The organism is Veronia nyctiphanis, from assembly GCF_004116385.1.
GTDB classification, from domain to species: domain Bacteria; phylum Pseudomonadota; class Gammaproteobacteria; order Enterobacterales; family Vibrionaceae; genus Veronia; species Veronia nyctiphanis.
Window position 1 is genome coordinate 1 of record NZ_PEIB01000049.1, and the last position, 20,404, is coordinate 20,404.

Genomic DNA, 20,404 nt, shown 5'->3' on the forward strand with positions numbered 1-20,404 from the left:
GCATCGGCCTCTCTGAGGATCGCAACGATCTGAGTTTCGGTGAACCGTGACTTTTCATGGTGTTCTCCTGCTGTTAAAAGGCAGAAAACTCCAGTTTAGACTGTCTCAGGATAGGGGAAGTGGACAGTGTTACGCCTACTCCGCAACTCAGCTTTTCACAGTTATACCTATCTTATGACTTAATTAATCGCTTTGACGTTCGCCAATGTCTCACCAAACTTTGAATCGTAATCACGTAATGCCTAATTTGATTTGAGCAACTACTTATTTCGATACACCCCAGTTTACTGAAGGGGCCGTTGGTCATACCCCGGTGCTTGCTTCGATTCTTCCAAGGCACTCACGGCTTCATTTCTAGGATGGCTGTCCTCCAAAAAAACCCTCATTACGGCGTGGAGGAAGGATCAGCTTTAAACCTTTTTTCCTCAGCTCTTAATGACAAGCCTTTGTATCCTAGGTATAGGCTTGTGTGATTTTGTGGCGTAGCGGATTGAGCAACGTCAGCAGTGCTTCATTGTCGCATAATGATCTTACGCTGACGACAGCAAAAACGACCTTGGTAACGTGCGTACTGGCATCGGTGAGACCAGAATACTCTATCCCCATTCGAGTCAAAATAAACAAATTTCTCTGTATTTAGCACTAACCTAGCAAATAAACCCGACTATTGACGACAAGTTTAATATACCGCAGTAATGTAGCATGATTACTTCTACGTATGGCTTGAGTCTCCTTACTTTTCGATGCCTCTCATTAGGTAATCAAAATCTATCAATCGAAATAAATTACTTATATTTTTATTTTCTAATAAAAATTTTGATCATCATTCAAAAAATAACACATACAAAACTTAATAAGAACAAACGAATAGAGTAGTTCTATGTATAAGTAAATTTAAATAAACATGTTTTTTCTCATAAATGAAATCAACTTTGATAGGCTTAAAATATTGAATTGATTAATTAAATTTTATTTATAACATCTAAAAACCCTTTAATAATATAACTACATATTCATATCGACCTGTGTCTTCAGTTTGAGTAGATTATCACTTTTAGGCCAAAATGATTTTTGATTGCATATTAAAGACTAATACTTTTTTATCTTATACTCTGCTTTAGCAAGAGTTAACCATGAGGAGTTTTAAATAATAAAATAAAGAATGTATTTTTTAAAAACATAATATCCACACTTTAATCATTCAACTACTTCCGGTCGTTGGTAAGGAACTCGTTTCTCTAAAATTTATTATACAGAGTAATACTATTTCTTTTAATGCGCACATTCAAAGTCAGTTGGAATGATTTGTTCGGCTTAAAGCCGGGCAAATATAAGGAGTTAATTATGCAATTCGTAAGAAAAGTTGTTTCCATCGGGGCTGTATTATTGCCTCTGCTGGCATTGAGCCCTTCTATGGTTTCAGCAGGCAATTATGCCGATGTTGCCAAAATGGACCACAATCAGCCCGGTCAAATGAAACACACCAGAAATGGCCAACATGCCGAAATGAAAACAAAAGACTGGAATTACCGACGGTCAATTGGCTGGACATGGAAAGGTTTAACTGGTGGTAGCGTAAATTTCCACCGCAAGATAAGTGTTGCTCCAAACTTTACCCTTGGATGGGGAGATTCAACTTTCTCGTTTACACCAAGTTACGGAAGCTCTTGCGGCGGTTTTAGTTACAACCAACAGATCACAGATCAATTCTCTGTAAATGCCGCCGTTAGTTGCACGACCGACGGTACAATAACCGTTAGTGGTGGCGCGAATGTATATATTAATATACCCGGCCCATCTATACCTTTTGGTCCTTTCTTCGTTCAAATTGATGGCGGGCTATCAGCTGGCGTTACCCTTAGTGGTTATACAAAAATTAAGGGAGAGTGGGGCGTTGTAAAATATCCAATTTATCGCCATGGTATTCGACGACCTGACGCATTTGGATTTAGCGTATCGCCGAGTATTGCTGGCCTTATAACAGCCAAAGTGGGTATTGGTGTTCCAACCGCAGCTAATTTGCACGCTTACGCGAGAGTGACTGTGTTAAATATTAACCCTACAGCAGGTATTGAAATTGGCTATAAATGGGTCAATAGGGCACGTACGAAATACCGTCACTATCGTAAGCTCACAGGTAACGTCAAATTCAGTGGCGGTGGCGGCGCAGCTGGCGTTGGTGGACAGCTTGCGGGTCTGACATATGAAGTTCAATTATTTACATGGGAAGATATTTTCTCTCACACGGTGACATATCTCGATGACATGTATAAAAGTCCAGTTCTGATGTAGCGGCTATTCGTCATCCTTTGGCTCATACCGCTGTACCATTCAAATGATATGTGCGCAGCGGTATTTCCATTTTTCATGTGTCTGGAGTGTTATTATGTCTTTTAAATCGATCAGTTTGTTGTGTGCATCCCTTTTCATTATTTCTTCACTCGTTTTTTTTAATATACCAAATAATTCGATGGCACCTTCTGACACCAGTAGCCATAACGTTAATATCAAAAAAAACGGAAAAGAAACTAACTCTTCTTCGACCAAAAAAGAAAAATTAATCATTAAAAATGATGAGAAATTTTCAGCATATAAGGTCACCATTAGCGGAATTAACCCACCTCAAGAGGAAATGACCGGAAATGGTGATATCGAATATATGTTTTATGTTGCTAAATCTGTTTTCCTTCGACCAAAAGTTAATATTTTCAATATGTATATTGAGCCTATTGATTTTTTGAAAAAAGATAGCAATACAAAACTGAAAGAACTTGCTCAGATAAAAACGACATGGAATGCCAATGGATACTACGAGAGTGTTGATTGGATGAATCTCGACGAGGACCATCCAGCTCGTAACTTTGAGCGAGTGCTTCAACTTATAAGTAGTAATATTAACGATTCAACTGTTCGGTTTTCTGTTCCTGATAGCCCCTACTTCGCAACATATGAATACTTTCAATTTGATGATGGAATCATCGGTCGAAAACTCATTCAAATGAACCCTGAGCCTGATTACATCTCAGAGAGCTGGGCACTGGATATCGAAAAACCTATCGACCTCTCCAGCCTATCGTCTATGCATTATGGTGTCGACAGAGCAGGCATCTCTCAGAATAATAAAAATGTGTCAGAAGCCATTAAAGCAGAGGTCAAAGTCGAAAAAGTGGCACCTATCATCTCAATGGCAATGCTCTCCAAGGTCAGTAATCAACGTGCGAATGCAGAACTCAGAAAACTCAACGCCGCATTAGTTGCGCAGCTCACTAAAAGTATCCATTCGAAAGAAGACATCATTACGGCCATCGCTGAGTTCAAAATGACGCTTGACCATAACCTTATGGAAGCCATGGCTAAGTTCGCAGTGAACAACATGACCTATGCGGAGATAAAGCAATTCATTTCTCAAGATTTAACAGAGGATGAGCAGGTTTATTTCTTTGGTGCGCTGGGAAAATTCCAGCAACCAGAAACCGAATCTATTTTAGTCGAGCTGTTCAATGACACAGAGGTAAGTAGTGACAACGCCTATCGCTCGATGTTTGCGCTGGGAGAGTTGAATGTTCCCACCCAATTAGCAGTCTCTGCGCTGAAAGACATGAGCCTTAACTTTAAACACCAAGAGCCCGCAGTTAATTTCAATTCTCTCATCGTACTGGGAAGGATTTACGAAAAGGTAACCGAGGGCCAAAGAACAGAAATCAAAGCGGCACTTGAAGACTACAACAACAAAGATATAAAAGGTTTTTTCAATAAAGACGAAATTTACTATTTGGCAATGAAGGCAACGGGCCAGCCCGAATACCTCGAACCTACTTTGCAGGATTTGAACAAAACGGGTGATGATGCACTTAAGCCAAACGTTCGTCTTGCCGCAGCATCATTGGTTGGCGCACAGGCATTAGCTGGAAACACTCTTGCTGCCGAAGCGGTTAAAAAACTCATTGTGACAGAGCAAAACCCAGAAGTGATGAGTAAACTCGCAATCGCATATAAATTCCAATCGTTGCCCGAGGATTTAAGAAATGAACTGATTGAAAGAGCAGATTCCACAGATGATGAATCAATCAAAAATTCGATTTTGATTGAGCTCGCTCAAACACCAGAACGCTGCGAAAACAATCAAGCATATCTGTCATCTCAATTGGGCAAGGTTAACAATGAGTTACAAAGTATATTGCAAACCTTTTGTTCCAATATTTAATCCCAAAGTAAACCAGTGTGATGGTGCCATCAGGCACCATCATTGGCGGAAAATACCATTCTCATCGGTTGCATGAAATCTGGTAGAGGTGGCTCCAAAAGACATTCTGAAAAACCAAGCTTTTTGTAAAACCCAACAGCATCGATCGCGGCATACACATCGAGATAGTCATGTTTGTCTAATCTCTCAAGCGCGGTATCAAAAAGTGCCCTTCCAATACCACAGGCTTGAAATGTTGGATCGACAAATAAATCTGAAAGTCTCTGGTGATCTTTGAAAATGATGAAACCAGCAATTTGCTTATCTTTCGTTGCTTTCAGAAATATCGCGTCATCCAGCGAAAGCGCCTCATCAATATGTCGGTTGACCGCATCGATGATGAAGATTTTGTCTTTGTGGGTCGCTGTTACTTTCTCTGTCACTGCATCTTTCGTAATTTCCCGCAAACGCGCAATATCACTTTTGGATGCAGATGAAACCGAGCCAGTAAACATCAAGCAACACCGTGGCCTTTAGCCGCGACCCAAATCCGATACCATTGTTGCTGCGTCAATTGAAGTTTAAGAGCATCGACAGCATGTTTCAGTCGTTCAATTTTACCGCTACCTGAAATCAAAACAGGACGAGAAGGCAACTTCGCAGCCCATGCATAGACAACCTGGTCAATAGATGTGGCACCGATTTCCTCAGCAATGTCTTGCAAGAGACGTCTCAGTCGAATCGCCATTTCAGAGTCTTCATTAAACAAGCGACCACCAGCGAGACAAGACCAAGCCATCGGCACTATCTGCTTTTCTTGCAATTGGTCGAGCGTTCCATCTTCCAACGCCGTCATGTTAAACGGGTTGATTTCAACCTGATTCGTTACCAACGACGACCCCAGACGTGATTGCAGCAGTGAGAGCTGCGACGGCGTAAAGTTCGAGACACCAAAGTGTTGAACCTTGCCAGACACTTTAAGCTGCTCAAATGCGTGTGCAATGTCATCGGCATTCATCAGCCAATCAGGTCGGTGAATCAACAACACATCAACATTTTCTATCCCAAATCTCGAAAGGGAAAGATCGACAGAATCTAAAATACTGCGTTTACTAGAGTTATAGTGCGCTATGGAGCTATCTGTATCGGGTGGAACAATGCCACATTTGGTAATGATCTCGATATCATTTCGAATGGAAGGATCAATGGCCAGCGCCTCACCAAATAGGGTTTCGCAGGGTGGATTGCCATAAACATGCGCATGATCGACTGTTGTGACACCCAGTTCGATGTGCTCTTTGAGAAAAGTCAGGCGTTGCTGGGGTGTCATCGACCACTCGGCCATACGCCAATACCCCTGAGTTACCCTCGAAAACTCTGGGCCTTCCGGACACATTTTAATGCGGTTATTGTGGGTCATGTTTTGTCCTCTCAGCGAAGTGTAAAAACGTTGTTCTTTCGAAAAGTTAGCGTGTTATAACAACACGACTTTGCCTTTACTTGGGCTAGGCAAGATATGATCCGCGAAGATATTTAGACAGCGAAATACGGTATTTTTGGAGACTGCTCGCCTTTATTCTTTTTCTTAGGGTCAAAAGACGAGCAGAAGCCGATTCAACGACTACACAGGAGAGCGTAAGGTCTCTGGTTTATTTTTCACTAACGCAGCGACCGCAAGTATCAGTAATGTCCAAAATCCACTGGCAGGCAAGATGACACATCCAACCGCTGACAGCAGTAATGCCGCAATAGTTACACTCGGTTCAACAGTCTCCTGTTTCTGCCAGAATGCTGCAACGAACATCCATAACGGGAAGGCAAACATCAAAAACCAAAAGGCAACTGAATGTTCAATGCTATCTGGCCCCACCGTTGCAACTATTCCTTGCTCAAACATTGATACCAGCGTCGGCCAGAACAAGACAATACCCAACAAGAAATGAATCGTTGCAATAGCAAGCAACCAATAAGCAAATGTCGACTTTTTCATCCTTAATCCTCTTTGTAATGTAATAACTCGTTGTGATTTCCGAAGCGAAAGCTATTGCGAGAGCCTTTGTCGTTCGTCAGGAATGAGCGGTGCCATACGTGCGATAAAGCGGTCGAAGAAGGTTATCTGCTGCCTCAGCACAGCATCAGTGGGCGAAAGACGCATTGCTATGTCACGCAATAAGACGGTAATGGGGTTAGACCAATGCGCCAGCATTCCAAACAACCAGCTTTGTTGTTGAATGCCTTTCACGCGCTGGTGCCGCAGTGCCGATAGTTGTTCCGCTAATGTATTCCAGTCAGTCGAGTAATCTGTATTCAACAGCGTCGCAAGCGTATACGCGTCTTCCATGGCCAACACCGCCCCTTGCCCCATATTCGGGGTCAGTGCGTGAGCGGCATCGCCGATGGCAACCACATTCCCTTGACCCCAATCAATCCGCCTTTCTGTCAACGGATGTGAAAGCCAGACAGCCTTTTTCACGTCAAGGAATGGAAAGCGAGCTCTGACGTCATCGCGTTGCCAAAATACCAACCTTTGTTCTTCTGTTATCTGTTGCGCTGTTTTGGCAACTTGATAAATGTAATAGTCGCCATCGCCAATATGGCTGACGCCAATTCGAAAGTCGTCAAACCAATATTCCCCTCCCTCATTGCGCTCAGCGTTACCGGAGATCACTGTCCTCCAACACCATTGGCCGCTATCGCGAATGTAGGGCTTATTATGTGTTTCCGTGTGAATGCCGGACGCAACCACCAGACAGTTTCCTTGCAAGTCACTGCCGTCGGCCAAATGACAAGTTACACTGTCTTCCGTTGACGAATGGGAGGAAATCTCAGCCCCTAAAAGCAGTTTTGATGAAGGTATGTTTTTTAGCAGCGCGTGATGAAGCGTTGCCCGATGGACCATTTTTACTTTCCATCCCTTATCCGGCATCAGTTCTTGCCTGAAGTACTTGCCTGCCAGCGTCATTTTCTCGATATTGCAGCCAGTGACGTCTTGCTCTAACCCAAGCGCTTGCAGGATCGCAAGCCCATTACTCTGCACGGCGATACCCGCACCAATTGGTTTAATTTCGCTGGCCTGCTCAATCACTCGATAGTCAATCCCCTGAATTTCAAGGCAATTGGCAAGTGTTAAACCAGCGATCCCCGCTCCTTCGATTACGATCATCCTGTCACCCTCAATATTGAACTGGGTGATAGAATTACAGTGAGCGTGCTCAATGAGCAAGCTCAATTAACTTATTGCTCGTAATATCTTATTGTCTTCATTGAATTTTGTGAGTGATTGTGCATAAATCGCTGCCATGAATAGAGAAAAACAAAAGCTGGCAACTCGGCAAAAAATCATTGATACCGCCATTGTGCTATTCAGAGCACATGGTTATGACGCCGTAACTACCCGACAAATCGCAAAGGAAGCAGGCGTGGCTGCGGGCACGGTCTTTTCCCATTTCGCTGACAAACATCAGTTAACCAAAGCCATTTTCCATCAGCAGATAACATCGCTCATTTCAGGGGAGCCTAAAGGTAACAATTCGCCCGAAAGTGGTTTAACGTATTTTTCCTCGCAAACGGCAAACCTGTATCAGTACTATGGGCGTGACCGGGCGCTCTCAGAGGCATTCCTTAAAAACGCGTTCTTCGAGCAAGCCTTCTTTTCCGAACAACTGGAAGGGTTTGTTGATGATGTCGCTGACAGATTGGCAACGGAATGCCCATCGCTTGAGAAACCACAAAGACGGACAATTGCAACGGCATGGATGGGGTATTACTTCTTTCACTTGCTTCAGGGATTAGGCGGAAACCAACCATCGACAGAATGGCATGGTAAGTTGATGAAACAATGCAATGATCTTTTGGAACTGGTCTCTGATAAATCAGCATTACCCTAGTAAATGTTCATCAAAATGCGCATCAATATCAGTGATGCCATGAAATATTTATTTCAACTTATAGACAATGTGCCCAACCTTTAGAATATCCCAGTTATCACGCGATAAATACCCAAGAAAAACCCAATTTAACGACTAAAATATCGCCATAATTTTGGCGATATTTACGCTCAAAAAGTAAATAAGCCTCGAAAAATGTAAATAAAGACAATGTGATCGATTACAGGGTTCTTTCTCTCTTGTTCTTTTTAGAGTCTTTACTCTATAATCCATATGCTAATAATCACAGGATTTATCATGTTTGCAAAGACACCACTCGCAAAGAAATCTGCTCTGGCGTTTGCGCTCCTCTCGCTGTCCGTTTCAGCAGCCAATGCGCAAACAATGAGCTTCACCGAGGCATGGCAGCAGGTGCTGCAGCAAAGTGATGCGCTTGCCGCTAAGCAAGCTAACGTCGACTATGCAGCACAAATGGAGCAAGCCGCCTACGGTTACAACTTGCCGAAAGTTACGCTGGGCGCAACCTATATGCGACTGGACGATGACTCAGACTTCAAACCATCGCACGCCATCAACTCGCAACTTAGCCCAGATGTTGCAACGGCAATTAACCAGTTATTGCCTAATTTCGGTGCATCGTTAGACAAAGCATTTGCCGATAACGTGCTGCGCGATGAGATTTTCAACAGCTCTATACGCGCTGTCTGGCCAATATTCACCGGTGGAAAGATCACTGCTGGTCAAGATATTGCGAAAGCGAAAACTGAAGAAGCCAAGCAAATGTTGGCGATGGAGCAGCAAGCAAAATTTGAGGATTTGACGAAAGTTTACTTCTCAACTGTTTTCGCGAAAGAAGTGCTCAACACACGCATTGAATCTGAGCGAAGCCTCAAGAAACACCTTGAGCATGCCACTAAAATGGAAGAGCAAGGGCAAATCGCACGCGTTGAACGCCTTCAAGCTGAGGTGTCTTACGACAAGGCGAGAACCGAGCGAAAAAAAGCGGAACGCGATCTTGAAATCGCCAATGCCGCTTTACGGAACATGGTGCAATCAAACGATGACGTGACTGCGTCTACCGCGCTGTTTGTGCAGGACACTCTGCCATCTTTTGCCCCCTTCCTTTCAGAAACACTGGCGACATATCCCGGTCTGAAAGTACTGGATGCCAAATATGATCAGGCAAGCGGTCTGGTAAAAGTTGAGCGCAGCAAGTACGCGCCCAATGTGTATATGTTTGGTAACTATGATTTACATGAAGGCGACTCTATCGTCGATCAAATCAAACCAGACTGGGTTGTCGCGTCGGCGTGAGTATTCCTCTGATCGATAACACAGGCCGCTCAGACAGGCTGAAAGCTGCACACAGCAAGATCACTCAGGTCAATCACCTTAAATCTCAGGCGGAACGCGATCTGTCGCTACTGGTCGAGAAAAACTGGCGCGAAGCGGGACAGGCACTCGAAGAATACAAAGGCCTGATTTCCAGTGTTGAGTTGGCAAAAGAAAACCTGCGCCTGCGTGAAAAAGCCTTTGCACAAGGCCTCTCTACGTCGCTGGATGTCATCGATGCTGAGCTTTACGTTGTCGGCGCGAAAACCCAGCAACTCTCCGCCGCTTATCAATATGTTCTGTCTCTCTCCCGCCTGTTGGCCGTGAGTGGACAAATGGACGACTTTTCTACCTATCAACGCCAAGCAGCAAACAGCGAGGTAACATCATGAGTAAAATTAAATTTGCCGCTTTGGCACTGGCAGGAACCGCTTTTGTAGGTTGGACCGGATACAGCTTTTATCAGGCATATCAGCCACAGCCAGAGGTCTTCCAAGGTCAGATTGAAGCGCAGCAATACAGTATCTCGTCTAAAGTGCCAGGTCGTATTGAAGAAGTGCTGGTTCACAAGGGTCAGCAAATCGATAAAGGCCAGCTGGTCTTCACCCTTTATAGCCCGGAACTGGATGCCAAGCTCGAACAAGCGAAAGCAGGCCAGGAAGCGGCTGATGCGATGGCAGAGCAAGCCAACACAGGTGCCCGTCAGCAAGAAATCGATGCAGCGAGTGACCAGTGGAAAAAAGCGAAAGCAGCTGCCGAGCTGATGGAGAAAACCTACAATCGCGTGGAAAGCCTCTATAAAGATGGCGTTGCCGCAGAGCAAAAGCGTGACGAAGCTTACACACAATGGAAAGCAGCCAAATACACCGAAAATGCCGCGCTGCAAATGTATAACATGGCAAAAGAAGGTGCTCGCGTAGAAACCAAACGTGCCGCACAGGAGAAACTCCGCATGGCCGCAGGTGCTGTCGCAGAGGTTGAGGCTTACACCGCCGACACCCGTATCGAGAGCTTTTACAGCGGCGAAGTCAGCCAGATTCTTCTGCATCAGGGCGAGCTGGCACCTCAGGGTTTCCCGGTTGTGACCGTCATCGACCTCAAGGATGCATGGGCCGTGTTTAACATCCGTGAAGATAAGCTCAGTCAGTTCACGAAAGGCTCTGTCTTCGAAGCAAAAATCCCTGCCCTAGGTGATGAATCTTTCGAGTTCAAGGTTAACTATGTGGCACCAATGGGTGACTTTGCTACTTGGCGCGCCACCAGCAGTCAGCAAGGTTTCGACATGCGCACCTTTGAAGTGGAAGCCCGTCCAGTATCACCAATTGATGGCCTCCGTGCAGGCATGAGTATTCTGGTGACCAAAGCCCCTGAGCAAGCCTGAGGCATTTGCCCATGAATGAATCAGGATTTATTCAGACACTTGCTCAGGAATGGCGATTGATACGATCTGATCGCTGGTTGAAAGCCTTGCTGAGCTGGTTGCCCCTTGTCTTGTTTGCCATTATCTGGCTGATTTTTTCAGCAGGTACAGCGCGCGAGATGCCCGTTGCGGTTATTGACAAGGACAACAGCCAGATCTCACGTACCTTGGTCAGATATTATGACGCCAGCCCTACCCTGTCAGTCAGTCACTATGCCTCAACCAAAGAAGCGACGGACGCGATGAACCGTGGTGAAGTGTTCGCGACTGTCGAAATACCCGAGCAATTTGAAAAGCGCACTTTGCGGGGAGAAAAACCTGACGTTAACGCCATGTTTAACAGCCAGTATATTCTGATTGGAAAGCTGGTCAGTTCAGCGTTGTCGCAGGCGCACGCGACGCTGGCTGCGAAGGTCGAAACCAAAGGTCACATGATGAAAGGGACAACAGTGGGAAGACAGGCGTTGGGCGAATCTGTGCCCATCCGATTCCAGATGGTCCCCCTATTCAACAACGGCACTAACTATGCGCAGTTTCTGGTTTCGGCGGTGATTCCCGCCATCTGGCAGATTGTGATTGTAGCCGCGGCAGTTTTCTCGTTGACCGCTACTGACCGCTCTATCGGTATCGAACGCTGGTTACAGGAAAGGCCTCTACAAAAAGTGGTCGCAAAAACACTCTCAATAAGTGTTCCTATGGTGGTTATCGGAGTGATATTTGCGTCTGTGATGCACTTTGGCCTTGGCTGGCCAATGAATGGCAGTTGGGAAATTTTAATCAGTGCGCAGGTATTATTGGTACTGGCGGCGGTAGCGATTGGCAGCCTGATTTATCTCGCCGCTCGTGATCCTGCTCGTGCTATGGGCATGACAGCCGGATTTACCGCACCCGCGTTCGCTTTTATGGGTGTCAGCTTCCCGACCAGCGAAATGCCCGCGTTCGCCCAATTCTGGCGTTCCATGCTGCCTGTCAGCCATTACGTGAGTGTGCAGATTGGCCAGTTTAATTACGGTGCAACCCTTGGCCAGAGCATCCCGCATTTTCAGGCTCTCGCGCTGTTCGGCATCGCATGGGTGTTGGTGCTGTTGAAATGCCGTGCCATTCGCAACGCGTCACTGCCTTCAACAAAAGGAGTCGCATAATGGCTTGGTTGTCTCTTCTAAAACGTGAGTTGAAGGCGTTCCTGACCAATCCGGCAGCGGTGTTTACCGTGTTCGGCGGGGTGATCATCTACTCTCTGCTTTACCCGGTTCCTTATTCGCAGCAAACGCCGAGGGAGCTTGCGGTCGCAGTCGTCGATCTTGATGACAGTCAAATCAGCCGTGAATTTACCCGAATGATGGATGCCACGCCGGAAATCGCGATCAACCGTTCAATATCTGATGTTGAGCAAGCCGCCCCGCTGATTGCTACCGGGAAAATCGACGGTGTGGTGTTGATCCCTGAGCATTTCTACAAAGACCTGTTGATGGGTAAAAGTCCAGTTGTTTCCGTTGCGGGTGATGCGTCGTTTTTCCTCGTTTACGGAACAGTAGCCAAAGGCGTTGTAAATGCAGGAAAGGATCTTGGCGGAAAGGTGAAAGTGGCGAAATCTGTACTGAGAAATACGCCGCTCGCACTGGCATCAAAGCAATACACGCCGTTCGATCTCAACATGACGCCGGTGTATAACCCAACGATGGGTTACGGCAACTACGCCATTCCCGGCGTCTTCATGCTTATCTTGCAGCAGACGCTGATGCTGGCAGCAGGACTGATTGGTTGTCAGCAAGCGGCGCAGAAATCACCCTCATATTGGCAACAAGCCAATCCACTGATTGTGATTCTGACGCGCGGCACCTTGCTAGTGCTGGTCTATTTGATGATGTCGATGTACTACCTTGGTGCCTGCCTTGAAGCCAATGGTATTAACCGACTGTCAAACCCGGCAGACCTTGCAACGGTTGTGCTGCCATTCCTGTTTGCAACAGCGGGCTTGGGCATGATGCTGGGTTACCTGTTTAAGCGCGCAGAAGTGCTGTCACTGATTGTGTTGGTGAGTTCTATGCCACTGTTGTTCGTGTCGGGTTTTATCTGGCCTTCCGCCGCATTACCTGAATGGCTAAATGGTCTCGCGCAACTGGCACCGTCAACTGCGATCATTCCTGCTGTGTTGCAACTTAACCAAATGGGTGCACCTCAGTCGGAAGTCATGCACTTCACGGTACAGTTGATGATTCAAGCCATCGCCTACACCTCAATAGCCAGCTTGCTGCTTTTTGGGGTGCAGAGAGACAGGCGCAAAGAGACCACTCAATCCATTCGAGTCGAATAAACGCAAACCTGAAGAAAGCCCCAAATATGGGGCTTTTTTATTGAGCACTTTCTGCCGAGTTCCGCCACTCCGTCATGGGAAAGCTAGGCGGGCACTTCACTCGATATCGCTTTCGCGGTATTCATCAGACTGGTCTTTGCCGCCTCAAACTTATGTTGCTTATCCATCACCTGCTCAGCACCGGAGATATTGATCGCGGCAATGATGTTGCCAAGATAGTCCGTAATCGGCACTGCAATCGCACTGGCGTTATCAGAGCGGCTATGCGAAAAGCCTTGTTTCCTCTCCACTGAAATAAGATGTCTTAGCTCAGGCAGCGTTTGAGGATGAGGGTTTGAGTACATATCCAGCTGTATCGAGTTGTACACCGCGCTCAGTTCCACGTCGCTAAGTTGTTGCAGCAAAATGCGTCCCATTGCGTTAGTGTGGCAGGGCAATCGGGTACCGAGAGGGATGTTAACCGATAGCCTTTGCGATGCCTGAGCACGATAGATATAGAGTGTTTCCAGCCCGTCTCTTACCGCCAAATGACACGAAATACTCGTCTCGTCTCTTAACCTTTTGAGGTGCGGCGCAGCCACATCGACCAGACTCTGTCCGGCAAGAAACGCGAAACCGCGCGACACCACCTGCGGCCCAAGTGTATAGGCATTTCTGGCCACCTTTCTAAGGTAGTTTTTATCCAGCAGAGTTTGAATGATCCGATAGATCGAAGACTGACTGACGCCGAGCCGGTCAGCAAAATCATGAGTGCTCAGAATCCGATGCTCGGCATCAAACAACTCGATAATTTCTAACCCTCTTGCCAAAGACTGAACCTGATAGTCTGCCTTGCTCATTTTTCTCACCAGTAAATAAAAAATTCATATGTAAATAAACTATGTGATTATTTGACGTTTTTGGTCAATATCTATGTCAATTTTTTGTCGAATTAAATATAAAACTGAAAAGTCGATGGGTTAACTAACGGGACCACTTATGCCAGATTCAAAGGAATTTATTCTCAAAGCCACCTGTGACGCCTCAAGCGGGATACTTGCTGCCGTTACCTCATATCTGGCAGAACTTAGCTGCTATATCTCAGAACTTCATCAATTTGACGATGAAGAAAACGGCAACTTCTTTATGCGCGCTGTTTGCCGTATCGAATCCACAGAGGTGGACTTAGAAATGATAAAGGCCGGATTTGAAGCGCAGGTCAGCCGCTTCAATATGGACTGGCAATTCTTTGATGCGGATACACCCATGCGGGTGTTGCTGATGGTGAGTAAGTTCGACCATTGTTTGAAAGACTTACTCTACCGCCACGAAACAGGCGAGTTGCCAATGGAGATCACTGCAGTGGTCTCAAACCACAAAGATCTTCGCCCTATCGTGGAGCGCGCTGGCATCCGTTTTATCTGGCTGCCGATCAATTCAGAAAACAAGTCGCGTCAGGAAGCTGCGTTGCAGGACGTGATAACCGAAACCCAGACTGAGCTTGTGGTACTCGCTCGCTATATGCAGATCCTCTCAGACGATATGTGTAAAAAACTGCATGGCAAAGCCATCAATATTCACCACTCATTTCTGCCAAGCTTTAAAGGTGCCAAACCCTACCATCAGGCACATGCAAGAGGGGTAAAACTCATCGGCGCAACGGCGCACTATGTCACCTCGGATCTCGATGAAGGGCCAATTATTCAGCAAAGTGTGCAGCCTGTCGGCCACACCTATTCACCTGAGAGATTGGTCGCTGTCGGACGAGATACCGAGACCATTGCATTGGCATCAGCAGTCAGGCTTCATCTTGAACACAGGGTGTTCATGTATGGCAACAAGACCGTCGTTTTTCAATAACTCAATACAGGGAAGTGTATCCGTGAAGGTTATCAATGGTCGGGAAATTTCTGACAATTTGATTGAAGAAATCGGCCGGGAAATCGCGATAAGAGTGGAGCAAGGTCATCCACGTCCTGGCCTCGCTGTTGTCTTGGTAGGCGACGATCCTGCCAGTGCCATTTATGTTCGCAACAAAATCCGCAGCGCGGAGAAAGCGGGCGTCTCATCGGTCGTTAAGCGACTGGAACAAGACTGCACACAGCAGGAATTGGATGAGGTGGTGACTGAGCTTAATGCACGTGATGATATTCACGGCATATTAGTTCAGCTTCCGTTACCGCGTCACCTTTCTGAAGATCGTATCCTCAATCTGATTGATCCAGATAAAGATGTCGATGGTTTCCATCCTATAAACGCAGGTTTATTGGCTTCGGGGCAAGCTAAGCTTATTCCATGCACACCACTGGGTTGTCTTGAGATTCTCCAGAGAGAATTTGGCGACCTGACGGGTAAACATGCCGTGGTCGTAGGCCGCTCGAACATTGTCGGAAAACCAATGGCCAGTCTGCTGCTCCAGGCAGACTGCACGGTAAGCATTGTTCATTCAAAGTCTGTCGCTGCCGAAAGCTTGTGTCAGCAGGCCGACATTTTAGTCGCTGCTGCGGGCGTTCCCGAGCTGGTTACCGATAAATGGGTAAAACCCGGGGCAGTAGTGATTGATGTTGGTATCAATGCCACGGAGATTGACGGCCAACGCAAACTCGTCGGCGACGTGAATTTTGATGATGTCGCAGAAAAATGCCGGGCAATCACGCCCGTGCCTGGTGGCGTTGGCCCAATGACAATTGCCAGCCTAATCAAAAATACGCTGGTCGCAGCAAAACAATTGGACGCAGAACCGCAAGCTGTCGGATTGCGCTAGCAAGGCGGAATACGTTAACAAGAGGAAGTCACGTGCCTTTTTCACTTTTAAAATACGGTCTGACTAACGACTACCCCTTTGAGAAAGACTGGGATTTATCCGTACCCAGTAGCCTCAAACGCCATTATGACGTCGTGATTATCGGCGGCGGTGGCCATGGCGTTGCAACGGCATATTACCTCGCCAAATACCATGGAATCACCAATGTTGCAGTGCTTGAAAAGGGCTACCTAGGCGGCGGGAATACCGCAAGAAATACCGCCGTCATTCGCTCAAATTACCTGACTCCTGAGGGCGTTAAGTTCTACAGCGAGTCGGTCAAACTGTTCAGGGAATTGTCGAACGAATTCGACTTCAACATCATGTATTCGTCACGCGGACAATTAACGCTGGCTCATACAGATGCCACTGTTCGCTCGTTCCGTCAACGCGCCGAGGTGAATAAACATTTTGGCGGCCGCACAGAGCTCATTGACCCGCAGCAAATTCGAGAGTTAGTACCCACTCTCAACATGAACCCCGCTGATCTCCCCGTCCTTGCTGGCCTGTGGCATATCGATGGTGCCACGGCCAGACACGATGCAGTGGCTTGGGGCTACGCCAAAGGTGCAACAAAACGTGGCGTGGAACTTCATCAGCTCACCGAGGTGACAGGGGTAAATACCGAAAACGGAAAAGTGGTCTCGGTTGACACCAACCGCGGTACCGTTGGTTGCGGTTGCGTGGTTCAGGCAGTCGCAGGGCACAGCTCCATTGTCGCCGCAATGGCAGGGTTCAGAATGCCGCTGACAAGTTATCCGCTTCAAGCCATGGTGACCACACCGGTTAAGCCGTTCCTCGATCCCTTAGTCAGCTCCTCCGCATTGCACTGTTATGTGCAGCAAACCGGCCGGGGAGAAATTGTGTTTGGTGGAGGCTCTGACCCCTACCCACTTTATAACACCCGTTCGACGCTTGAACTGAAAGAAAGCCTGATTGCCAGCGCAATAGAGATGTTCCCGTTCATGGCAAATTTCAAACTGCTGCGCCAGTGGGCGGGCACAACGGACATGACGACCGACTATAGCCCAATCATGGGGCTAAGTCCGGTCGATAACTATTACCTTGATGCGGGCTGGGGTACATGGGGCTTCAAAGCCACCCCAATATGTGGAAAGACCATGGCGGAGCTTGTCGCATCAGGAGGAAAAGTGCCGGAGTTAATCGCGCCCTTCTCAATGGACAGGTTTGATGCTTTCCGTCAGGTAAACGAAATGGGGGCTACGGCCGCAAGTCACTAGGAGAACTGTCATGAAAGTTATGCCATGCCCCTTAAATGGCCCAAGAAATATCAATGAGTTTGTCTATGGCGGTGAAGTCAAAGCCATGCCAGATCACCGCAATTGTTCTGATAAAGAGTGGGCCGAATACGTCTTTTACTCAGATAACACCATCAAGGTCGTTCAGGAATGGTGGTATCACGCAGCATCCGGGTATTGGTTTATTGCCGAGCGGCACACCGCCAGCGATGAAATCATCAAGACCTACGATCCCAGCGAGTTGTTTAAAGAGAAAGTCAGCTTTAACGCTGATGAGCCTGCCGATACAAAACAAGGAGACAAACAATGAGTGGCGCCAATCGCTTACCCGTTCCGATGGGCTCGCTCATCTCGCGGGACAAAAAAGTCCAGTTTGAGTTTGAAGGCAAACAATACGTGGGTGTTGAAGGAGACACTATCGCCAGCGCATTGATCGCCAATAAACAGTGGCTGATGTCGCGTTCGTTCAAATACCATCGTCCCCGTGGCCCATTGACCATGGCAGGGCAAGATGCAAACACACTGATTCAGTTACCTGACGAAGCCAATGTGTTAGCAGACAGGGTTACCATCTCCGATGAGCCGACAAGCATGGGTCAGAACTACAATGGCACACTGGAAAAAGACAAAGATGTGCTGCTGGATAAACTCAGCCGCTTTATGCCCGTCGGATTTTATTACCGCGCCTTTTACAAACCTCTCGGCGTTTGGGACAAGTGGGAGCCCGTTATTCGGAAAAAGGCTGGACTCGGCAAGGCCAACCTAGCATTCGAACCGACCTACCATGACAAAGCCTATCTGTTCTGTGATGTCATCATTGTCGGCGCGGGTCCAGCGGGCATTAGTGCTGCCATCACTGCCGCACTGCGAGGGGCAAACGTCATTCTTGTTGATGAAAACAAGCAACTCGGCGGAGCGCTAACGTATCATCGTTTCGATATCGATGGCGAAGTGGCTGACAAAACGCTGGAAAAATTAGTGTCTTTGGCGTCGGATCATCCCAATATTCGTGTATTGACAGATGCCGTCTGCAATGCGTGGTTTACTGATAATTACCTGCCCGTTCTGACGGGTAACCGCATGTATAAAGTCAGGGCCAAGCAATGTATCGTCGCTTCAGGGGAATTCGAGCAGCATGTGGTGTTTCGAAATAATGATGTTCCCGGCATCATGTTGTGCTCTGCTGCCATGCGCTTGATGAAGCATTATGCCTCGCACCCGGCCAGAACGCCGTGGTACTGACAGGGAATGACGATGGCTACATGACGGCTATCGAGCTTGCCCAACAAGGCGTAAACGTTGCGGCTGTTGTTGATATGCGCAAGAAAAAACCAAGTACAGCACTGTTAAAGGCGGTCGAAACACTGAGTATGCCTGTGGTCATGGGAGCGACCGTGTATGAAGCCTCTGCAACAGACAACCGTCTCTCCTCGGTGCAGATTCATGCGATTGACGATGAATACAAGGTCGGCGAAAAGCTGTCTACCCTTGCGTGCGATCTTCTGTGCGTGTCATCCGGTTATATGCCTGCTTATCAATTACTTTGTCAGGCTGGTGCTCAACTCAGTTATGACGATGACAACGCAAGGTTCTCCATCAACAACCTGCCGGAAAACCTTCATATTGCTGGCTCGGTCAATGGCATTCATGAGCTGGAAAAAGTCATCGCCGATGGCCACAGAGCCGCCGGGACCTGTTTGTCTTTGTTGGGTATTTCTAACGTTCACCCCGATAGCGATGCATCACGTATTGAATGCGATCAGTCGAGCAATTTTCCCTGGCCTATTTTCCCGCATCCAAAAGGCCGTGATTTTGTCGATTTTGATGAAGACCTACAAACAAAAGACATTATCAACGCCACACGTCTAGGCTACCGTGATATTCAATTGGTGAAGCGATTTTCAACCGTAGGGATGGGGCCTTCTCAGGGGCGGCACTCTGCCCTGGCCACAGCCCGTCTGGTGGCAAAGGCGACCGATAGAACGGTCAGTGAAACGGGTGTAACAACCGCCCGTCCTCCTTTTATACCTGAAAAACTGGCGCTGTTAGCTGGCCGCATTTTTAATCCGGTTCGCCTGACACCAATTCACCCACGACATGAAAGCCTCGGCGCACACTTTATGCCCGCAGGTGCTTGGCGTCGTCCCGCGTTTTACGGCAGGCCTGAAAACCGCGATAGCTTAATTCAGGAAGAAGCTTCAGCTGTGCGCACTAATGTCGGCATCATTGATGTCAGTACATTGGGCGGCATTGAAATACAGGGGCCGGACGCCGCTGAGTTTATGAACCGCATCTATACTTTTGCGTTTGTAAAACAGCCCGTCGGAAAAACCCGTTATGCCATTTTGACCAACGAACAAGGCGTGGTCATTGATGATGGTGTCGCCTGTCGTATCGCCGATGAACACTATTACGTGACCGCGACCACCAGCGGTGCCGATGCCGTCTACCGAGAGATGACCAAATGGAATGCACAGTGGCGGTTGAATGTTGATATTGCCAATGTCACCACCGCCTTTTCTGCCGTAAATGTGGCCGGCCCGCTGTCGCGAAAAGTCCTAGAGAAAGTTTGCGACGATGTCGATTTGTCGCCGGAAGGCTTTCCTTATCTCGCCTATCGTGAAGGTCATATCGATGGTATGCCTGTGCGACTGCTTCGCGTTGGATTTGTGGGTGAGCTTGGTTATGAAATTCATATGCCTACCCTCTTCGCTTTGAGGGTTTGGGACATGCTGATTGCAGCCGGTAACGAATTTTCTATGCGCCCTTTTGGCGTCGAGGCGCAGCGTCTGCTGAGGCTCGAGAAAGGCCATATCATCATAGGGCAGGATACTGATGGCATGTCCCATCCCGGGGAATTATCCCTAAACTGGGCCATCGCCAAAGCCAAGCCGTTTTACGTCGGCTCACGCTCAGTGAGTATCGTGATGCAGCGGGAACAAACCCGAAAGCTGGTCGGCTTTAAGCTTGATGCATCTTCCGCCAAGCCTGAAGAAGGTCATATCGTGCTGGATAAAGCAGGTAACGATGCAAACATCACGGGTAACGTCACCTCCTGCGAATATTCGTCAACGCTCAATGCCTACATTGGCCTCGCATTTGTCAGTATCGAACAGCACAAGACAGGTACGCGCTTTCCAATAAGAGTAGATGGTCAGGAAGTATGGCCAGAGGTTGTGGCGTTGCCTTTTTATGACCCAAATGGTGACCGACAGGAGGTGGTTTAA

20 protein-coding genes are annotated in these 20,404 nt (G+C 47.4%); 14 read left to right on the forward strand and 6 right to left on the reverse strand.

All coding sequences use genetic code 11. The features are described from left to right. The first annotated feature begins 1,344 nt into the window (after positions 1 to 1,344). Positions 1,345 to 2,292 carry a hypothetical protein gene (locus CS022_RS23050; RefSeq protein ID WP_129124230.1) on the forward strand — a complete coding sequence of 316 codons (948 nt, stop codon included), beginning with the start codon at positions 1,345 to 1,347 and terminating at the stop codon, positions 2,290 to 2,292. Positions 2,293 to 2,331: 39 nt separating this feature from the next. On the opposite strand, the gene CS022_RS25055 is transcribed toward CS022_RS23050, so the two are convergent. Then, entirely contained in the window at positions 2,332 to 2,604 is a 273-nt protein-coding gene (locus CS022_RS25055; RefSeq protein ID WP_161569725.1) for a hypothetical protein, read from the reverse strand. Between the two features lie 28 nt (positions 2,605 to 2,632). Between CS022_RS25055 and CS022_RS23055 the strand changes: the two genes are divergently transcribed. Then, on the forward strand, positions 2,633 to 4,204 hold the full coding sequence (locus tag CS022_RS23055; RefSeq protein ID WP_161569726.1) for a hypothetical protein: 1,572 nt from the start codon (positions 2,633 to 2,635) through the stop codon (positions 4,202 to 4,204). Between the two features lie 29 nt (positions 4,205 to 4,233). Here the strand turns inward: CS022_RS23055 and CS022_RS23060 are convergent, their stop codons facing one another. The 4 genes from CS022_RS23060 to CS022_RS23075 form a co-directional block, all read right to left on the reverse strand. Then, positions 4,234 to 4,698 (reverse strand): GNAT family N-acetyltransferase, encoded by a 465-nt coding sequence (locus CS022_RS23060; protein WP_129124232.1) that lies wholly within the window; start codon positions 4,696 to 4,698, stop codon positions 4,234 to 4,236. Beyond that, positions 4,698 to 5,603 carry an aldo/keto reductase gene (locus CS022_RS23065; protein WP_129124233.1) on the reverse strand — a complete coding sequence of 302 codons (906 nt, stop codon included), beginning with the start codon at positions 5,601 to 5,603 and terminating at the stop codon, positions 4,698 to 4,700. The genes CS022_RS23060 and CS022_RS23065 overlap by 1 nt, the downstream gene beginning before the upstream one ends. A 201-nt stretch (positions 5,604 to 5,804) precedes the next feature. After that, on the reverse strand, positions 5,805 to 6,173 hold the full coding sequence (locus CS022_RS23070) for a DUF6463 family protein (RefSeq protein ID WP_129124234.1): 369 nt from the start codon (positions 6,171 to 6,173) through the stop codon (positions 5,805 to 5,807). A gap of 51 nt (positions 6,174 to 6,224) precedes the next feature. Beyond that, positions 6,225 to 7,346, reverse strand: coding sequence for an FAD-dependent monooxygenase (locus CS022_RS23075; RefSeq protein WP_129124235.1), 1,122 nt, complete (start codon positions 7,344 to 7,346; stop codon positions 6,225 to 6,227). 136 nt (positions 7,347 to 7,482) lie between these two features. On the opposite strand from CS022_RS23075, the gene CS022_RS23080 reads away from it, so the two are divergent. The 6 genes from CS022_RS23080 (at position 7,483) to CS022_RS23100 (ending at position 13,136) form a co-directional block, all read left to right on the forward strand. Further along, positions 7,483 to 8,070: a TetR/AcrR family transcriptional regulator gene (locus CS022_RS23080; RefSeq protein WP_129124236.1), complete on the forward strand. Its 588-nt coding sequence runs from the start codon at positions 7,483 to 7,485 to the stop codon at positions 8,068 to 8,070. 297 nt (positions 8,071 to 8,367) lie between these two features. Further along, positions 8,368 to 9,384, forward strand: a complete 1,017-nt coding sequence (locus tag CS022_RS23085) for a TolC family protein (protein WP_328590427.1) — start codon at positions 8,368 to 8,370, stop codon at positions 9,382 to 9,384. Beyond that, on the forward strand, positions 9,381 to 9,794 hold the full coding sequence (locus CS022_RS27855) for a TolC family protein (protein WP_328590428.1): 414 nt from the start codon (positions 9,381 to 9,383) through the stop codon (positions 9,792 to 9,794). The genes CS022_RS23085 and CS022_RS27855 overlap by 4 nt, the downstream gene beginning before the upstream one ends. Beyond that, positions 9,791 to 10,783, forward strand: a complete 993-nt coding sequence (locus CS022_RS23090; protein ID WP_129124237.1) for an HlyD family secretion protein — start codon at positions 9,791 to 9,793, stop codon at positions 10,781 to 10,783. The genes CS022_RS27855 and CS022_RS23090 overlap by 4 nt, the downstream gene beginning before the upstream one ends. Positions 10,784 to 10,794: 11 nt before the next feature. Next, a complete protein-coding gene (locus CS022_RS23095) occupies positions 10,795 to 11,964 on the forward strand; it encodes an ABC transporter permease (RefSeq protein ID WP_129124238.1) in 1,170 nt (389 codons plus the stop codon). Beyond that, on the forward strand, positions 11,964 to 13,136 hold the full coding sequence (locus tag CS022_RS23100) for an ABC transporter permease (protein ID WP_129124239.1): 1,173 nt from the start codon (positions 11,964 to 11,966) through the stop codon (positions 13,134 to 13,136). Before CS022_RS23095 ends, CS022_RS23100 begins: the two co-directional genes overlap by 1 nt. A gap of 83 nt (positions 13,137 to 13,219) precedes the next feature. Here CS022_RS23100 and CS022_RS23105 read toward each other — a convergent pair whose 3' ends face one another. Beyond that, the gene (locus CS022_RS23105) at positions 13,220 to 13,975 is read right to left on the reverse strand and encodes an IclR family transcriptional regulator (protein WP_129124240.1); all 756 of its coding nucleotides are present in this window, start codon (positions 13,973 to 13,975) and stop codon (positions 13,220 to 13,222) included. A gap of 139 nt (positions 13,976 to 14,114) precedes the next feature. Here CS022_RS23105 and purU point away from each other — a divergent pair, with 139 nt between their 5' ends. From purU to CS022_RS23130, 6 genes are read left to right on the forward strand one after another with little or no spacing between them, the layout of a single operon-like run. Continuing rightward, positions 14,115 to 14,975, forward strand: a complete 861-nt coding sequence (gene purU, locus CS022_RS23110; protein ID WP_129124241.1) for a formyltetrahydrofolate deformylase — start codon at positions 14,115 to 14,117, stop codon at positions 14,973 to 14,975. Then, on the forward strand, positions 14,947 to 15,879 hold the full coding sequence (locus CS022_RS23115) for a bifunctional 5,10-methylenetetrahydrofolate dehydrogenase/5,10-methenyltetrahydrofolate cyclohydrolase (RefSeq protein ID WP_129124242.1): 933 nt from the start codon (positions 14,947 to 14,949) through the stop codon (positions 15,877 to 15,879). The genes purU and CS022_RS23115 overlap by 29 nt, the downstream gene beginning before the upstream one ends. A gap of 32 nt (positions 15,880 to 15,911) precedes the next feature. Next, entirely contained in the window at positions 15,912 to 17,159 is a 1,248-nt protein-coding gene (locus tag CS022_RS23120; protein WP_129124243.1) for an FAD-dependent oxidoreductase, read from the forward strand. A 10-nt stretch (positions 17,160 to 17,169) separates the two neighbouring features. Continuing rightward, positions 17,170 to 17,487 (forward strand): sarcosine oxidase subunit delta, encoded by a 318-nt coding sequence (locus tag CS022_RS23125; protein WP_129124244.1) that lies wholly within the window; start codon positions 17,170 to 17,172, stop codon positions 17,485 to 17,487. Further along, positions 17,484 to 18,419 carry an FAD-dependent oxidoreductase gene (locus tag CS022_RS26935; RefSeq protein WP_235869869.1) on the forward strand — a complete coding sequence of 312 codons (936 nt, stop codon included), beginning with the start codon at positions 17,484 to 17,486 and terminating at the stop codon, positions 18,417 to 18,419. The genes CS022_RS23125 and CS022_RS26935 overlap by 4 nt, the downstream gene beginning before the upstream one ends. Beyond that, positions 18,353 to 20,404 carry a glycine cleavage T C-terminal barrel domain-containing protein gene (locus tag CS022_RS23130; RefSeq protein WP_235869870.1) on the forward strand — a complete coding sequence of 684 codons (2,052 nt, stop codon included), beginning with the start codon at positions 18,353 to 18,355 and terminating at the stop codon, positions 20,402 to 20,404. Before CS022_RS26935 ends, CS022_RS23130 begins: the two co-directional genes overlap by 67 nt.

Coding starts and splice junctions, on each gene's coding strand:
- CS022_RS23050 (WP_129124230.1), top strand. CDS start 1,345: ATGCAATTCGTAAGAAAAGTTGTTTCCATCGGGGCTGTATTATTGCCT.
- CS022_RS25055 (WP_161569725.1), bottom strand. CDS start 2,604: ATGGTGACCTTATATGCTGAAAATTTCTCATCATTTTTAATGATTAAT.
- CS022_RS23055 (WP_161569726.1), top strand. CDS start 2,633: ATGACCGGAAATGGTGATATCGAATATATGTTTTATGTTGCTAAATCT.
- CS022_RS23060 (WP_129124232.1), bottom strand. CDS start 4,698: ATGTTTACTGGCTCGGTTTCATCTGCATCCAAAAGTGATATTGCGCGT.
- CS022_RS23065 (WP_129124233.1), bottom strand. CDS start 5,603: ATGACCCACAATAACCGCATTAAAATGTGTCCGGAAGGCCCAGAGTTT.
- CS022_RS23070 (WP_129124234.1), bottom strand. CDS start 6,173: ATGAAAAAGTCGACATTTGCTTATTGGTTGCTTGCTATTGCAACGATT.
- CS022_RS23075 (WP_129124235.1), bottom strand. CDS start 7,346: ATGATCGTAATCGAAGGAGCGGGGATCGCTGGTTTAACACTTGCCAAT.
- CS022_RS23080 (WP_129124236.1), top strand. CDS start 7,483: ATGAATAGAGAAAAACAAAAGCTGGCAACTCGGCAAAAAATCATTGAT.
- CS022_RS23085 (WP_328590427.1), top strand. CDS start 8,368: ATGTTTGCAAAGACACCACTCGCAAAGAAATCTGCTCTGGCGTTTGCG.
- CS022_RS23090 (WP_129124237.1), top strand. CDS start 9,791: ATGAGTAAAATTAAATTTGCCGCTTTGGCACTGGCAGGAACCGCTTTT.
- CS022_RS23095 (WP_129124238.1), top strand. CDS start 10,795: ATGAATGAATCAGGATTTATTCAGACACTTGCTCAGGAATGGCGATTG.
- CS022_RS23100 (WP_129124239.1), top strand. CDS start 11,964: ATGGCTTGGTTGTCTCTTCTAAAACGTGAGTTGAAGGCGTTCCTGACC.
- CS022_RS23105 (WP_129124240.1), bottom strand. CDS start 13,975: ATGAGCAAGGCAGACTATCAGGTTCAGTCTTTGGCAAGAGGGTTAGAA.
- purU (WP_129124241.1), top strand. CDS start 14,115: ATGCCAGATTCAAAGGAATTTATTCTCAAAGCCACCTGTGACGCCTCA.
- CS022_RS23115 (WP_129124242.1), top strand. CDS start 14,947: ATGGCAACAAGACCGTCGTTTTTCAATAACTCAATACAGGGAAGTGTA.
- CS022_RS23125 (WP_129124244.1), top strand. CDS start 17,170: ATGAAAGTTATGCCATGCCCCTTAAATGGCCCAAGAAATATCAATGAG.
- CS022_RS26935 (WP_235869869.1), top strand. CDS start 17,484: ATGAGTGGCGCCAATCGCTTACCCGTTCCGATGGGCTCGCTCATCTCG.